13 protein-coding genes and 1 tRNA gene are annotated in these 15,507 nt (G+C 39.2%); 6 read left to right on the top strand and 8 right to left on the bottom strand.

Going from position 1 to position 15,507, the window contains the following annotated elements:
• Positions 1 to 159 precede the first annotated feature (159 nt).
• A tRNA-Arg gene (locus AC4GME_RS06010) sits at positions 160 to 236 on the top strand.
• A gap of 129 nt (positions 237 to 365) precedes the next feature.
• Here the strand turns inward: AC4GME_RS06010 and AC4GME_RS06005 are convergent.
• From AC4GME_RS06005 to AC4GME_RS05985, 5 genes are all read right to left on the bottom strand, one after another.
• The gene (locus AC4GME_RS06005; RefSeq protein WP_490378810.1) at positions 366 to 1,685 is read right to left on the bottom strand and encodes a DEAD/DEAH box helicase; all 1,320 of its coding nucleotides are present in this window, start codon (positions 1,683 to 1,685) and stop codon (positions 366 to 368) included.
• A gap of 174 nt (positions 1,686 to 1,859) precedes the next feature.
• Positions 1,860 to 2,159 carry a DUF406 family protein gene (locus tag AC4GME_RS06000; RefSeq protein ID WP_490378809.1) on the bottom strand — a complete coding sequence of 100 codons (300 nt, stop codon included), beginning with the start codon at positions 2,157 to 2,159 and terminating at the stop codon, positions 1,860 to 1,862.
• 126 nt (positions 2,160 to 2,285) lie between these two features.
• Positions 2,286 to 4,802 carry a glycogen/starch/alpha-glucan phosphorylase gene (locus AC4GME_RS05995; protein ID WP_490379134.1) on the bottom strand — a complete coding sequence of 839 codons (2,517 nt, stop codon included), beginning with the start codon at positions 4,800 to 4,802 and terminating at the stop codon, positions 2,286 to 2,288.
• A 487-nt stretch (positions 4,803 to 5,289) separates the two neighbouring features.
• Entirely contained in the window at positions 5,290 to 6,942 is a 1,653-nt protein-coding gene (gene pgm, locus AC4GME_RS05990; RefSeq protein ID WP_490379133.1) for a phosphoglucomutase (alpha-D-glucose-1,6-bisphosphate-dependent), read from the bottom strand.
• Between the two features lie 86 nt (positions 6,943 to 7,028).
• Complete coding sequence (locus AC4GME_RS05985) at positions 7,029 to 7,658, bottom strand: replication initiation regulator SeqA (RefSeq protein ID WP_490379132.1); 630 nt, start codon at positions 7,656 to 7,658, stop codon at positions 7,029 to 7,031.
• Between the two features lie 179 nt (positions 7,659 to 7,837).
• Here AC4GME_RS05985 and AC4GME_RS05980 point away from each other — a divergent pair, with 179 nt between their 5' ends.
• The 5 genes from AC4GME_RS05980 to fur all read left to right on the top strand — a co-directional run bounded on the left by AC4GME_RS05980 (position 7,838) and on the right by fur (position 10,509).
• Positions 7,838 to 8,620, top strand: a complete 783-nt coding sequence (locus AC4GME_RS05980; RefSeq protein WP_490375999.1) for an alpha/beta fold hydrolase — start codon at positions 7,838 to 7,840, stop codon at positions 8,618 to 8,620.
• Between the two features lie 343 nt (positions 8,621 to 8,963).
• Positions 8,964 to 9,185 (top strand): DUF2788 domain-containing protein, encoded by a 222-nt coding sequence (locus AC4GME_RS05975; RefSeq protein ID WP_490375998.1) that lies wholly within the window; start codon positions 8,964 to 8,966, stop codon positions 9,183 to 9,185.
• Positions 9,186 to 9,227: 42 nt separating this feature from the next.
• Positions 9,228 to 9,497 carry a LexA regulated protein gene (ybfE, locus tag AC4GME_RS05970; protein ID WP_490375997.1) on the top strand — a complete coding sequence of 90 codons (270 nt, stop codon included), beginning with the start codon at positions 9,228 to 9,230 and terminating at the stop codon, positions 9,495 to 9,497.
• Positions 9,498 to 9,520: 23 nt separating this feature from the next.
• Positions 9,521 to 10,048 carry a flavodoxin FldA gene (fldA, locus tag AC4GME_RS05965; protein ID WP_490375996.1) on the top strand — a complete coding sequence of 176 codons (528 nt, stop codon included), beginning with the start codon at positions 9,521 to 9,523 and terminating at the stop codon, positions 10,046 to 10,048.
• 32 nt (positions 10,049 to 10,080) lie between these two features.
• Positions 10,081 to 10,509 carry a ferric iron uptake transcriptional regulator gene (fur, locus tag AC4GME_RS05960; RefSeq protein WP_490375995.1) on the top strand — a complete coding sequence of 143 codons (429 nt, stop codon included), beginning with the start codon at positions 10,081 to 10,083 and terminating at the stop codon, positions 10,507 to 10,509.
• A gap of 105 nt (positions 10,510 to 10,614) precedes the next feature.
• Here fur and AC4GME_RS05955 read toward each other — a convergent pair whose 3' ends face one another.
• The 3 genes from AC4GME_RS05955 to AC4GME_RS05945 all read right to left on the bottom strand — a co-directional run bounded on the left by AC4GME_RS05955 (position 10,615) and on the right by AC4GME_RS05945 (position 15,493).
• A complete protein-coding gene (locus AC4GME_RS05955) occupies positions 10,615 to 13,236 on the bottom strand; it encodes a TRAP transporter permease (RefSeq protein WP_490375994.1) in 2,622 nt (873 codons plus the stop codon).
• Between the two features lie 103 nt (positions 13,237 to 13,339).
• Positions 13,340 to 14,302, bottom strand: coding sequence for a TAXI family TRAP transporter solute-binding subunit (locus tag AC4GME_RS05950; protein ID WP_490375993.1), 963 nt, complete (start codon positions 14,300 to 14,302; stop codon positions 13,340 to 13,342).
• Between the two features lie 213 nt (positions 14,303 to 14,515).
• Positions 14,516 to 15,493, bottom strand: coding sequence for a TAXI family TRAP transporter solute-binding subunit (locus AC4GME_RS05945; protein ID WP_490375992.1), 978 nt, complete (start codon positions 15,491 to 15,493; stop codon positions 14,516 to 14,518).
• Between the last annotated feature and the right edge of the window lie 14 nt (positions 15,494 to 15,507).

Genomic DNA, 15,507 nt, shown 5'->3' with positions numbered 1-15,507 from the left:
ATTCTGGTCTCCGAGCTGAGTCCTGATAAAGCACCTTGAGGTATCATGGGTATATTAACAGCCGCATAGAATATTCATAATTATTGTTTTTGTAATAACAAAAATAACCATATTTGTGTTTTTATCTCAGTTTTTGTATATAATTCAACAACGTTCAGTGTCCCCTTGGCACAGCTGGATAGCGCGGCTCCCTCCTAAGGAGCAGGTCACAGGTTCGAATCCTGTAGGGGACACCATTTAATACTTTTATGTATTACTGATAAATATACAAAAATCTCGCTAGATACAAATTATTTTAAGGCAAAAAAAAAGAGAGTTAAATTAAAAACTCTCTTTTCCTAAACGCATTAATTATTCAATATCGATTAATCTTGCACTTTCTTTTTACGACGCATTGGTGCAAAACCGACATCTTTTGCTTCATGGAAAGTTTTATTTGGCGCAGCTTTTGTTTTCTGCTTTTTCTTAACAACTTTCTTTTTGTCAGTATTATCCGCTGTTGCATTTTTAACAGGTTTCGCGATAACCTCTTTAATACCTTTGAATTTTGGTTTAATGCCTTCAACGCGGTCAAAGCTGATATGCTGCTGCACAAATTCTTCTACTTTTTTGAAATTCACCCAGTCTTTAGGACCGATAATTGAAATCGCATCGCCCTTCTCACCGGCACGACCTGTACGGCCGATACGGTGGATATACTCTTCAGTATGTTTTGGGATATCAAAGTTGATAACGTGACTAACATTAAGCAAGTCTAATCCACGAGAAGCAATATCAGTCGTGACCAATACTTGCTCTTTACCACGTGAAAATGAATCCATTATTTTATTACGGTTGTTTTGTGTTAAATCACCATGCAGGGCAAGGGCGGTGAAACCTTTTTCAGTTAACACTTCACTTAAACGCTCGGTATCTTTACGGGTAGCGGTAAAAATAATAATCTGTTTTGAACTTTCGTTCTTTACAAAGTGAAACAGTAATTTTTCTTTTTGATTTAAATTGTCAGCAAGGTAAAAACGTTGTGTTATTTCACTATGTTGTTGGTTTTCTTCACCGACTGCGATACGTACCGGTGCTTTTAATAACTCACCAGCAAATTCATTAACCTCTGCATGACCAAGGGTTGCTGAAAAAAGTAATGTTTGACGTAAACGGTGATTTGCCTCGGAGTTAACTGCTTTTAACTGCTCCGAGAAACCTAAATCAAGCATACGATCTGCTTCATCTAAAATTAACAGCTCTAAACCATGCAGGTGTAATAGACCTTTTTTCAGATGATCAACAATGCGCCCCGGGGTACCAACAACAAAATGCGGGTCTTTATCAAGTGCTTTAACTTGGTCGTTAAAGTTTTCACCGCCTGATACCAATGTAGATTTCAAACTGGTATTAGAAATTAACAAACGCAATTGCGCATACACTTGCTTTGCCAGTTCTCGTGTTGGCGTCAAAATTAATACACGAGGATCCCGTTTAGTCAGTGCACGCGTTTTTAAAACACGCTGCATCGCCGGCAGTAAAAATGCCAATGTTTTACCCGAGCCGGTTTTTGATGATGCCAGTAAATCTTTCCCTGCAACAGCAAGAGGAATTGCATCCGCTTGAATTTGTGTTGTTTCTGTAAATCCAAGATGGGATAGCGAAATTATTAAACGACGGTCAATGGGTAAATCATCAATGAGCAAAGCATTCTCCAAAAGAGGTAAGTTAAAAGGTTGAAACAGCTAGTATAACGATTAAGCAGGAAAAGAAGAAATTTAGATTTAAATTAAAGGAAAATTGTAATTATTCTGTCCCTGTTTGGCTGCATTCAAAATAAAAAGAGCCAATACAGCTGGCTCCAAACTAAAAACAATAACTTATTTAATAGTACTTAAATTCATCTCAAAAATAAGTTTTTCAGCTGTACATTCAAAGCTTAATGAAACTTCAAGGGTAACGCTGTCAGCACCATGGCTTTCTTGCGTCGTGACTTCAACCGTCGCAAAACGCGCTTTCGCTGCATCTATATATTTTTGTGCAAGTTGCTCAACACTTGCTTTATCCGCACCCGTAAAAGGTAAAATCAACACGGTATCATCTTCAGTAATAACACTGCCTAACTCAACAATAGTACCACACGCTTCACATACATCATTTGTATTTTGATCTTGAGACATAACAACCTCCTCGGTCGCATAAAATGGATAACTAAATAAAACATCCTACTGATTATACTGCGCTTTAAGCAAAAAAAAAGGCGATAATTAATTATCGCCTTTCAGGTTTACTTGTTTAAAAAACGATTAAGCTAGTGGGTACTTTTTCAAGTTCCAAATAGTTGTTGCGTAATCTTCAATCGAACGGTCTGAGTTAAATTTACCCATCGCGCCAGAGTTAAGAATTGCTTTCTCAGCCCATAAAGACTGGTCACGGTAAGCCTCATCAATTTTCTGGTGAGCTGCACAGTATGAAGCGTAATCAGCTAGACATAAGTACTCATCACCGCCTTCAAGTAGAGAGCGTTTGATATCAGATAGCGCACCAGGTTGACCAGGTGTGAAGAAGTCAGTATCTAACCAATCTAATACAGATTTCAACTCAGGGTTGCTGTAGTAGTAATCGAAAGGATTGTAACCTTTCTCTTTAAGTTCTTTAACTTCTGCAACGCTTAGACCGAAGATAAACATGTGCTCAGCACCAATCTCTTCTGCCATTTCGATATTTGCGCCATCCATAGTACCAACAGTTAATGCACCATTGATTGCAAATTTCATGTTACCAGTACCAGATGCTTCCAGACCCGCAGTTGAAATCTGTTCAGAGATATCTGCAGCCGGGAATAGTTTCTCAGCAAGTGATACACGGTAGTTTGGTAAGAATACAACTTTTAGCTTACCTTTAACACGCTCATCGTTATTCACTTTGTCTGCGATTTTGTTTAGAGCAAAGATAATCTGTTTAGCCATATGGTAACCCGGTGCCGCTTTCGCGCCGAATACAAATACACGTGGAACCATATCGTAATCAGGGTTATCCAGTAAACGTTTGTACAGAGTCAAAATATGAATCATATTCAGTTGTTGACGTTTGTACTCGTGCAGACGTTTGATTTGAATATCAAAGATAGCATCAGCAGAAACTTCAACACCTGTTAAGTCTTTAATGATTTTAGCTAGTTCAAGTTTGTTGTCTTTTTTGATATCCATAAAGCGTTTTTGTAAAGCAACATCTTTTGCTTTTGGTAATACGCCACGTAATTTATCAAGATTAACAACCCACTCAGGACCAACTTCTTCGTCATATAATGCAGCAAGTTTAGGGTTACAAGCTTTTAACCAACGACGAGGTGTAACACCATTAGTTACGTTAACTAATTTAGTCGGGAATAGCTCATGGTATTCAGGGAACAGATCAGTTTTAACAAGTTCAGAGTGAACTGCAGCAACACCGTTTACTTTGTATGAAGTAACAACACATAGGTTTGCCATACATACTTTACGATCATCGCCTTCTTGAATAATAGAAAGTTTTGCTTTCTTAGCATTATCGCCAGGCCATTTCGCTTCAACTAATTCTAGGAATTGACGGTTGATTTCGTAAATGATCTCAAGGTGACGAGGTAATACTTTTTCGAATAGGCTAACAGACCATTTTTCTAGTGCTTCTGGCAGTAGAGTATGGTTTGTGTAAGCGAATACTTTTTGACAGATTTCCCAAGCGAAATCCCAAGCTAGACGCTCTTCATCAATTAAGATGCGCATTAATTCAGGGATAGCGATTGTTGGATGCGTATCATTTAATTGAATCGCAACTTTGTCTGCTAGTTTTGTCCAATCGCTGTTTTGGCGTTTGAAACGACGTAGAATATCTTTAACTGAACAAGCACAGAAGAAGTACTGTTGAACTAAACGTAACTCTTTACCTTCTGAAGTTTCATCATTCGGGTATAGTACTTTTGAAACTGTTTCTGCTTTTGATTTTTCAGCTTGCGCGTCAACATAACCACCAGCATTAAATACGTCCCAATCGAAAGCTTCATCTGCGCGGCTTTCCCATAGACGTAAGATATTAACTGTTTTTGCACCGTAACCAACAATTGGCACATCCCATGGCACACCTTTAAGTTTTTGACCAGCATGCCACACTTTGTGTGAGCTTCCATCTTCATCAAAAACAGTTTCAACGTAACCGTATAGAGGTACATGTTGAATAGACTCTGGACGACAAATCTCCCATGGATTGCCGTATTCACGCCATGTATCAGGACGTTCAATTTGGCGACCGTCTTGGAATGATTGTGCGAATAAACCGTGCTCATAATGGATACCGTAACCGATTGCTGGGTAACCAAGAGTTGCTAAAGAATCGATGAAACATGCAGCAAGACGACCAAGGCCACCGTTACCAAGTGCCATATCAGGCTCTTCATCACAAATTTCGTATATGTCTTTACCTAGACCTTTTAAAGCATCTTCAGCTACTTTGAATAATTGTAAATTATGTAGGTTATTTGAAAGTAAACGACCCATTAAAAATTCAAGAGATAAATAATTTACAGAACGAACATCTTTGCCAGCATGATTTTGTTGAGTCTGTGTAAGTTTATCAAAAACCACTTCATTAACGGCATAACAGGTTGCATTCCACCACGCTTTGTTATTCGCTTTATTTTGATCTGTACCTAAGCTTTTATGTAAACGATCTACGATTGACTGTTGCATTTGTTCACTAGAACATTCAACTACTGGAGTTAATTGCTCTGTTGCCTTTTTGCTTGTAGCTTTACTTTTTGCTGCAGTTGGGGTTTTTTTAGTAGCCATGATGTACCTACATTTCCATGTTAATTAATAAATAGCGAGATTTTCATCAATTTGATAACTCGCCACTGTAAAATTTCGAATGATAACTAGAGTATAAAATTATTATTATCTTACTCTCTTTACCATTGTTCGCTTTTCAAGTAATTATTATCCTTAAAAACAGGTACCACAATAATGTGAGTTCAACGGTTCGTCCTCCTCCTTTCTTCTACGCCCCCCCCCTAAACGTTGCGCCTATTTACTGCGTTTAAAGGTGGATTAACAGGTAGAATCAGCTGTCTATCGCGATTTTTGATAAATATGGAGTAATTAAATGGGGGGATATTTATTAAGAATAATTGATCGAGATCATGAAGTTAAAGGTAGAATGAGTTCTGTAAACGCGAATAAAATAAATTTTCACCTTTACAGGTCTCATATCAGCCTCTTTATTTTTAAAAAAGAGGCTGACATATCACAAATATATTATCTTTTTTCTACTTAGTAATTATAAACCAGCTTTAGAAAAAGCTTGAGCGACAATCTCTTGTGCTTCTTTTTGGATTGCTGCAATATGATCTTCGCCAATAAATGACTCTGAGTAAATTTTATAAATGTTCTCAGTACCTGAAGGACGCGCAGCAAACCAGCCATTTTCAGTGGTCACTTTCAGACCACCAATAGCAGCACCATTTCCCGATGCATGTGTCAGTTTCTCTGTGATTTTTTCACCCGCTAGCATATCAGCTTCAACCATCTCGGGGCTTAAATTAGCAAGCACCGCTTTTTGCTCAGGAGATGCTGGCGCATCAAAACGCTGATAAATGGGAGATCCAAATTTTTCAGTGAATCCGGCATAGTGCTCGCCTGGATCTTTACCTGTTACTGCAATAATCTCAGCTGCTAATAATGCTAAAATAATACCGTCTTTATCAGTACTCCATACGGTTCCATCTTTACGTAAGAAAGAAGCACCCGCACTCTCTTCTCCACCAAAACCGAATTTCCCATCATAAAGGCCATCAACAAACCATTTAAAACCAACTGGCACTTCAGACATTTCACGTCCAAGCTGAGCAACAACACGATCGATCATTGAACTTGAAACCAAGGTTTTACCCACAATTGCATCTTCAGGCCATTCATTACGATGCGTAAACAGGTAATTAATCGCCACTGCTAAATAATGGTTAGGGTTTAACAAGCCAGAGCTTTTAGTTACGATACCATGACGGTCATAATCCGGATCATTAGCAATTGCCACATCGAATTTATCTTTTAATTTGATTAATCCAGCCATTGCATAAGGTGAAGAACAATCCATACGGATTTTTCCATCTTTATCTAAGGTCATAAAAGAGAAAGTAGGATCAACGCGATCATTTACAACTTCGATATCTAAACCGTAGGTTTTAGCAATAACGGGCCAATAAGCAACACCTGAACCACCTAAGGTATCAACACCGATTTTGATGCCCGCTTTTGCAATCGCATCTAAATTTAGAACATTTTTCAGATCATCAACGTAAGGCTGAACATAATCGTATTCTTCTACTAAATCTGATTCCATCGCTTCAGTGAAATCCCACTGCTGAATATCATCAAAGTTATCGGTTAATATTTCATTAGCGCGATCCTGGATGATTTTTGTTACATCACTATCAGCAGGGCCACCATTTGGCGGGTTGTATTTGAAACCACCATCTTCAGGTGGATTATGTGAAGGTGTAATAACAATACCATCAGCTAAATTATCAGGGTGTTCATTGTTATATTGTAATATCGCGTGAGAAATAACAGGTGTTGGAGTGTAACCACCATTTTCTTGTACAATCACTTTGATACCATTTGCAACTAATACTTGTACTGCTGAAATAAAAGCAGGTTCAGATAATGCGTGTGTATCTTTACCAATAAACATAGGCCCAGTATAACCTTGCTTAATACGGTATTCAGCTAATGCCTGACTGATTGCTAAAATATGCAATTCTGTAAAAGCATTCTTAAATGAGCAGCCTCGGTGCCCTGATGTACCAAATGCGACTTGCTCACTTGCTAAGCTCACATCTGGAAGATTAACGTAATATGCTGAAATCAATTTAGGGATATCAACTAAATCGCTTGCTTGTGCAAGTTGACCTGCTCTTGGATGAATTGCCATAATAATTACTACCTCAAAAGTATAAATAAATTGTTTTTAAAAATATGCTTCCCGAAAGTCCTTTAATAGTTAGTACTACTCCTAATTTAAATTTCATCTTTTATGCGTTCTATCAGATGATGCGGGTATCCCATAGAAGCCATCATCTGTGTCAGAATTATGCGTTTTCGACCGGTATTTGCATTAGTTATCACCCAAAATGGGGTGTTGGGAATATCACGCGGTTTACTTGCTTTTAATAGCGCAACTTCTTCTTCATTATCAGATTCCAATAATGTACTTAAATTTTGTCCGAAATAATCCCGAGTACGCCCTTTGGTCGTATTAGCAGCGGCAATAAATGCCGCTCTGTTTTCATGATACATAGTTGTTAGCATCATCTTAAATTTATTGGTTACGATAGGCTCTTTTTTAAATGTTTGCTCAGCAAACAAAGCAGCAACACTATGTGCAGCTGACTCAGGTAAAGATGAATGGGAAGTAGAATAAATAGAAGGTGCGATCTCTTTTTGCTCAACAGCAGAAACAGTCTGCTGCACAGAAGTTGTTTCAATAGTGGCTATCTCATCTTGAATATTTTCACTTATTTCGCTGCTATTAACAGCGTCTGGTAACGAAAGTAATCGGCGTAAAATCTGCGAAGGTGTTTCACCAAAAGCTTCGATGTTAGCCAGAATATATTTATAAAGGTCGTCTTCTATTTCTATTTTTTTCATTATTTCACCGTTCGATCTTTACGCTAATACTTAATATTTCTAATCGGTCATCTTTATAAAAATCAAAATCACAAAAAACCATTAGCCAATGTAATACCATGTTAAACTCAAGTAAAGATTATACTTTATTTACCATAGCAGTAATTCTATTATTATATTTTCACTTAAAATCGAATCTTATGCTACTTAATTACCAACAAAAACAAACAGCTTTGAATGAAGCAGATCAAAAATGTGAGAACATTTTTGTCATCCATGGATTATTTGGTAGTTTATCAAACCTATCAGGGCTTGCCACAGCCTTACAAGAATATCATCACATCATATCTATTGATTTACGCAACCATGGCAGTAGCCCACATTCACCGAGCATGTCGTACCAAGAGATGGCCAATGATTTATTCGAATTAGCGGACCACCTTAATATTGAGCATTTTTCTATCATTGGTCATTCAATGGGGGGAAAAGTCGCCATGACTTGCGCATTGCTGCAACCTGAACGTATCAATAAACTTATTATCGCCGATATAGCCCCCGTTGCTTATGCAGATAAACACAGTGATATTTTTACCGGTTTACAAGCCGTAGCAAATCAACAAATAAAAAGCAGAAAATCTGCAGATTTAATATTAAGCCAATATGTAAAAACAGCAGAACTCCGCCAATTTTTGCTTAAGTCACTGCAGAAAAAAGGTGATGATTACCATCTGCAGTTTAATTTAGCTTCGGTCATAGCGAACTATGACGCGATTCGTGGTTGGTTAGCAATTGATAATATTTTTAATAAAGAAGCACTCTTTATTAAAGGGGGAAATTCTGATTATATCAGCCCTGAGAACCAAACCGATATTTTACGCTTATTTCCAAAAGCAAAGGCAAAAGTGATTGAGAATACTGGCCACTGGTTACATGCTGAAAAGCCAAAAATATTCAACCGTCTGGTCAGACAGTTTTTTAATTAAATAGACATTAATTGGGCTATATACCCGTATCATTCAAGATGCAAAAATCAGCAAGTCGAGAGGCGAACAGGTTCTAGGCGTGAAGGTGAAGATCTAACGGGTTAAATCGAGACTTCACAACACCGAAGATGTTTGCCTCACGGCTTGCCCCGTGGGTCACTAGCTCGAAAACCAATACTGCGTTGCAACATTCGATAAGGGCAAGCCATTGTCATCATGTTGCGCCTTGTCTTGGTGTCCGAGCTAGCGACTGATAAATGCATTTTGATTGATAACGGGTATAAATAAATCGCTGAGTATTCGCGTTTATGTTATATTCCTCTTTTTGAATGAAGCCTGTACTATGCTGCAAGAATATACAGAACAAATCGAGATTATTGGCCTTTATGGTTTTTATCTCCTGCTTTTTTTGTTGATAGGGCTTTCCATTCAAGATGTATTAAAACGCAGTGATGTGCCTAAATTCGGACGTAACGTTGTTTGGTCGGTACTTTTTTTTGGTTGTATCGGCTTTATCTCTAAAGCGATCATCGAAATCATCTGGACCAGTAATGGCATTGGTTAGTGATAAGTCACAAGTAACAATAGATACTTTTAGGTAAAAAAAATGGCAAAAGAATCATTTGATCGTATTACTGACGATCTTTTTGCTGATGAGGTACGTCTTGGTCGGCCTAAAAGCAACCCGCACTCTCGTCAAGTCCAGCTTAAGATTAATAAGCAGAAACAGACACTACGAGATAAGCAGAAAGGTTTAAAACGTATTGAGTTAAAAGTTGATAGGCAATTATTTGAAGCACTCAATAAGCTATCACAAGAGCAAGAAATTAGTCGTGGTGAGCTGATTAATCAGCTACTTCACGCACAGTTAAATTAATTTATTAATAAAGGTAATCGACTATGGCAAGCGTAGGTATTTTTTTTGGTAGTGACACAGGTAACACTGAAGCCGTTGCAAAAATGATCCAAAAAGAGTTGGGAAAAAAATTAGTTGAAGTAAAGGATATCGCTAAAAGTAGCAAAGAAGAAATTGCGGAATACAGCTTGCTTTTATTCGGCATTCCAACTTGGTACTACGGTGAAGCACAATGTGATTGGGATGATTTTTTCCCTGATTTAGAAGATATCGATTTCAGCGACAAGTTAGTGGCTATTTTTGGCTGTGGTGATCAAGAAGATTACGCAGAATACTTCCTTGATGCGATGGGCCAGCTTGGCGATATTGTAGAAAGTAAAGGTGCGGTTATTGTTGGTAACTGGCCAACTGAAGGTTATGAATTTGAAGCATCAAAAGCACTGGTTGATGATGATAATTTCATTGGCCTTGGTATTGATGAAGATCGCCAACCTGAATTAACTGAATCACGTGTTAAAGCATGGACAAAACAGATTTATGATGAGATGTGCTTAGCTGAGCTTGCTGACTAGTATTAATAGAGCCAAACCGTTAGGGAATTATCATGCCTTTAGAAAACGAAGCATTAAAAGATGCTGGATTAAAAGTAACCTCTCCACGAGTGAAAATTTTACGTTTACTTCAACTACCTGAGAATCAGCACACTAGTGCTGAAGATCTTTATAAAAAACTGCTCGAGCAGGGAGATGAAGTTGGTGTCGCAACGGTTTATCGCGTATTAAATCAATTTGATGATGCAGGTATTGTTACTCGTCATCATTTTGAAGGTGGAAAATCAGTATTTGAACTTGCTAATCAGCAGCATCACGATCACCTTGTTTGCCTAAAATGTGGTGAAGTGATTGAATTTAACGATGATTTAATTGAAAAACAACAAAAACTGATTGCTGAAAAATATGGTATTGAGCTCACCAACCATAGCCTTTACCTTTACGGTGAACCTGTTGATGGCTTATGTAACCACAAAAAATAGCGAATACTTTCCCTAAAAAATTAAAAAGCCCCGTTTTTAGATTAGACAGACAGCAGGTGAACACTCAACAGTGATCACCTGTTTAACAGAGCTGCTGTCAGTAATTTAATCCATCGCTAATTTAATTATCATGGCCCTGCGGCGGCGGATCTGTATCAGCGCAATTCCCCATAACATCAGCAGTGCCGGAATATATAACCACTCTTTAGCCAGTGCGCCTTCGACGGGCATCTCCACCGATAATATTGTCTGATCCCAGTCAAGTCCCATAGCGGCGGCCGGACTGTCAAAAGCAACATCATCAATAATCATGCTGCCGTCATTATCTATCAGGGTCAGCCCCATATTACTTAAGCGTTGTTCACCAGATTCACCCTGTATCGGCAGGTGAACATAAAAGGTCACAGGTTCGCCGATATCACTTAAACCGCTAACTTTCATTTTCAAATCACGCGTGCTGTGTGCATGCTGCAGCTCGGAAACAAGGTTATAAGGCTCAATTTTCACGTAAGAGGGAGATATCCTTTCCATAAAATAAGCCGGGCGGAACAGCGCAAATGCAATCAGCAGCATTGCCATCACCTCCAGCCAGCTACAGTCATCAAAAAAGTATTTCTGCGTAGCCGCGGTAAAAATAAGAATAGCAACGGAGGCTATAATAAAAACCCCGATCCCCTGCATCCAGCTCACATCAATTAACAACAGATCAGTATTGAAAATAAACAGGAAAGGTAAAATAGCGGTACGCAGACTGTAAAAGAATGCAATAACACTGGTTTTAATCGGCTTGCCGCCGGAAATAGCCGCAGCGGCAAAAGAAGCCAGCCCGACAGGAGGCGTTACATCGGCCATAATTCCGAAATAAAAGACAAACAGATGCACCGCAATTAACGGCACAATCAGACCGTTCTGCTGCCCTACTTCAACGATAACCGAGGCTAACAGCGATGAAACAACAATATAGTTTGCTGTAGTTGGTAGTCCCATACCTAAAATAAGGCTTAAGATACCAACAAAAATCAGCATTAATAAGATATTACCGCCTGATATTATCTCAACAATATCGGCCAGAGGCGCACCAACATTGGTTAACGCAACAACACCGACAATAATACCGGCCGTTGCGGTAGCAATACCTATGCTGACCATATTTTTAGCACCGATCTCCAAACCTTCAAAGAGATCGTTAACTCCTGCTTTGAACTGCGCGGCTAAATGATTTTCACCTCGAAAGTAAGCAAACAGGGCTTTCTGGGTCAACAGAATTGCCACTAATACCGCTGTTCCCCAAAAGGCAGATGTACCGGGAGAAAGGCGCTCAATCATTAAACACCAGATTAAAACAATAACAGGTAATAAAAAGTGTAAACCTGAGTTCACCGTTTCTTTTACCGGCGGAAGATGAACGATAGGTTCGTTGGCATCTTCCAGTTCAAGTTCTGGAAACCTGGCACACCAGTAAGCAATGCCGATATATGCCAGTGCAATTAAGACAGCAACCACATAAAACGACGCATCTCCGGCAAAGGATTTAATCCAGCCTAAACCGTAATAAACGAGCAGTGATAACAGACAGAAAGAGAAAACAATCAATGCACTGTTACGTAAACGCATCAGCAGAGCAGGCGGCTGTTTCGCCCTTTCTAAACCGTGCATACCGGCTTTCATTGCTTCTAAATGAACAATATATACCAGTGCGATATAGGAAATAAGTGCCGGTATTATTGCGTGTTTAACCACTTCGAAATAGGTAATGCCGACATATTCAACCATTAAGAAAGCGGCAGCTCCCATTACCGGCGGCATGATCTGCCCGTTAACTGAAGAAGCAACTTCAACAGCACCGGCTTTTTCAGAACTAAAACCGACTTTTTTCATCATCGGAATAGTAAAGGTACCGGTTGTAACAACATTCGCAATCGATGAGCCTGAAATTAAACCGGTCAGTCCCGATGCAATAACAGCAGCTTTAGCCGGACCGCCTCGTAAGTGGCCAAGTAAAGAAAAGGCAGTTTTAATAAAATAATTACCAGCGCCGGCTTTATCTAAAAGTGCACCGAACAGGACAAACAAAAATACAAACTTGGTGGATACGCCAAGTGCAATACCAAACACCCCTTCAGTAGTGATCCACTGCTGGTTAACTATGGTGGTGATCTTATTAGCATTGTGTGCAAGCAGCTGCGGTAAATGTGGCCCCATAAAGTTAAACGATAAGAAAATCAGTGCAATGACTGCTAATGGTGCGCCGAGACTTCTTCGCGTTGCTTCTAACAGTATTAAGATACCTGCTACACCGGCAAAAATATCCATCTGATTAGGAATACCAACCCGCTGTACAATGCCGTCGTAAAAAATAAAATAATACGCGCCTAAAAATCCCCCTAACAAAGCTAAAATCCAGTCTCCGACAGGGACAATAGCTTTGTTAGAGTTTTTAAACGCAGGGTAAGATAAAAAAGCCAGAAACAGTGCAAAAGCTAAATGAATAGATCGTGCTTTTGTATCATCAAATACAACTGTCAGGTCTAACCCGAGGTCATTGATAAACTGCTGGAAAATAAAAGGCACAGGGGAGGAAAAATAAAGCTGGAATAAAGACCAGGCAATCGCAGTCACTGTGATTAATTTCTTAACTCCGCCGACTACATGACGCCCGCCGGTTTCTGTTTGTTCAACGAGCTCCTGCAGCTCATTATCATCCATTATATGTATTGTTTCGCGCATAAAAACTTCTATATTGACTGAAAAGACAAAAGGCAGTGAATCATCAACTGCCTTTGTTATTACTATACCCAAACTACATCAGGCAGATAAATTTAAGGAAGAATTACATCCAGCCGCGTTCTTTATAATATTTAACAGCACCGTCATGCAGTGGTGCAGACAATGCGTTGCTGATCATATCTTTTTCATTTAGGTGAGCAAACGCAGGGTGTAATTTTTTGAAACGTTTAAAGTTATCAAAGACTGCTTTAACAACCTGGTAAACAGTTTCATCATCTGTGTTAGTTGAGCTGACAAATGTCGCTGCTACACCAAAAGTTTTAACATCCTGATCTGTACCTTTGTACATGCCGCCGGGAATAACTGCCGGTGCATAAAAAGGAAAATCAGCAATCAGTTTATCAACTTCAGGACCGGTAACCGGAGCAATTTTAGAATCACAAGATACACTTGCTTCTTTGATGGCACCAGAGGGATGACCTGCAGTGTAGGTAATCGCATCTAAGTTGTTATCACATAATGCGGCCGACATTTCAGCGGCTTTTAGTTCTGATTTAAGGCTGAAGTCTTTCATTGCTAAATGCTTGGCAGCCATTACAACTTCCATTGTGCCGCGTGTGCCTGAACCAGGATTACCAACATTGACACGTTTATTTTTTAAATCATCAAAACTGTTAATACCGGAGTCAGCACGTACAACTAAAGTGAACGGTTCTGGGTGAACTGAGAATAACGCGCGCAGTTCTTCATTACCTTTACCTTCAAATTTGCTTGTACCGTTATAGGCATGGTACTGCCAGTCAGACTGTGCAACTCCCATATCCTGCTCGCCTGCGCCGATTGCGTTGATGTTAGCAACAGAGCCGCCTGTAGAAGGTGCATTACATTTGATATTGTGATCTTTAATGCCGCGGTTAACCAGTTTACAAATAGACTGGCCGACAACGTAATACACACCAGTTTGTCCGCCAGTACCGATTGTCACAAATTTTTGCTCTGCAGCAGTTACTATCGTGGTTGATAAAACTAATGCGCCCAATAATGAGCTTTTAAAGATCTTATTCATTACCATTCCTTTTTATAAACAAGCCGCTAAACAACGCAGATTCCTGCATTTTCAGCTGACTATAAAGTGTCCAAAACCAAAATCAATCGACCAGTATGGCGAAATTGACTGTTTTAGGCAAGTGCATTTGCTTGAAATTGCGAGCGAGACGCTTAAAAAGAGGGTTATTAATCACCCAGAAAAGTGGGTGATTAATCGTTTTTTGGTGGATGATTACTTTATTAAACCGACCTCTTTATAGTAACGAACTGCGCCGGGATGCAGTGGTGCGGTTAATGAGTCACTGACCATGCCATGTTTATTCAACTCGTTAAAAGCGGGGTGCAGTTGAATAAATTCAGCGTAATTTTCAAACACTGACTTTACCAGCTGATAAACAATATCATCCGCCAGCTCTGTTGTAGCTATAATCGTCGCGCCAACACCAAAAGTGACAGTATCGTGCTCACTACCACGGTATATTCCTCCTGGAATAACCGCTTTACGGTAATAACTTGTATTATTAATTAATGCCGAAATTTTATCACCTGACACATTAACTAACTTAGTTTGACATGCCCCAGAAGCTTCTTTAATCGAACTGTTGGGGTGACCGACCACATAAATAATTGCATCCACTTTATCATCGCACAATGCTTGTGCCTGCTCACTTGGATTTAATTCTAGAGCAGTTGCAAAATCAGTTAATTCCCAACCATAAAGATCTAAAAGCACCTGCATGGTTGCACGTTGACCTGAATGGGGACTACCAATATTAACGCGTTTTCCTTTTAAATCATCAAAAAAACTAATATTCGAATCTGCTCGAGATAGCACAGTAAAAGGTTCTGCATGGACTGAAAAAAGAGAGCGTAACGCTTTAAATTCACCTTGCTCAACATAACGGCTAGATCCTTTATAAGCGTGATACTGCCAATCAGACTGAACAACACCAAGGTCTAATTCACCAGATCGAACGCCCGCTATATTATAGATACTGCCTGGTGTACTTTTAATTTCGCAATGAAATTTATCTGTACTTCGACTTTGATTCGTCAGGTGGCATATAGCGCCTCCTGTCGGGTAATAAACTCCCGCTATGCCCCCCGTACCGATTGTTACATATTGGATTTTTGCCTGGCTAGTTGTAAAAGGCAGTAATAAAAACACAGTTAGCGTTGTACTACGCATTAACTTGCTAAACAAAAACATAAGTAGATGTTCCT

The organism is Psychromonas sp. (assembly GCF_983033635.1).
Note: the sequence above shows the minus strand (reverse complement) of the source record. Positions and strands in the feature narration are given on the sequence as shown.

Excerpts from the sequence above, each read along its gene's own strand:
- AC4GME_RS06000 (WP_490378809.1), bottom strand. The coding sequence starts at position 2,159 with ATGTCTCAAGATCAAAATACAAATGATGTATGTGAAGCGTGTGGTACT.
- AC4GME_RS05995 (WP_490379134.1), bottom strand. The coding sequence starts at position 4,802 with ATGGCTACTAAAAAAACCCCAACTGCAGCAAAAAGTAAAGCTACAAGC.
- pgm (WP_490379133.1), bottom strand. The coding sequence starts at position 6,942 with ATGGCAATTCATCCAAGAGCAGGTCAACTTGCACAAGCAAGCGATTTA.
- AC4GME_RS05985 (WP_490379132.1), bottom strand. The coding sequence starts at position 7,658 with ATGAAAAAAATAGAAATAGAAGACGACCTTTATAAATATATTCTGGCT.
- AC4GME_RS05980 (WP_490375999.1), top strand. The coding sequence starts at position 7,838 with ATGCTACTTAATTACCAACAAAAACAAACAGCTTTGAATGAAGCAGAT.
- AC4GME_RS05975 (WP_490375998.1), top strand. The coding sequence starts at position 8,964 with ATGCTGCAAGAATATACAGAACAAATCGAGATTATTGGCCTTTATGGT.
- ybfE (WP_490375997.1), top strand. The coding sequence starts at position 9,228 with ATGGCAAAAGAATCATTTGATCGTATTACTGACGATCTTTTTGCTGAT.
- fldA (WP_490375996.1), top strand. The coding sequence starts at position 9,521 with ATGGCAAGCGTAGGTATTTTTTTTGGTAGTGACACAGGTAACACTGAA.
- fur (WP_490375995.1), top strand. The coding sequence starts at position 10,081 with ATGCCTTTAGAAAACGAAGCATTAAAAGATGCTGGATTAAAAGTAACC.
- AC4GME_RS05955 (WP_490375994.1), bottom strand. The coding sequence starts at position 13,236 with ATGCGCGAAACAATACATATAATGGATGATAATGAGCTGCAGGAGCTC.
- AC4GME_RS05950 (WP_490375993.1), bottom strand. The coding sequence starts at position 14,302 with ATGAATAAGATCTTTAAAAGCTCATTATTGGGCGCATTAGTTTTATCA.
- AC4GME_RS05945 (WP_490375992.1), bottom strand. The coding sequence starts at position 15,493 with ATGTTTTTGTTTAGCAAGTTAATGCGTAGTACAACGCTAACTGTGTTT.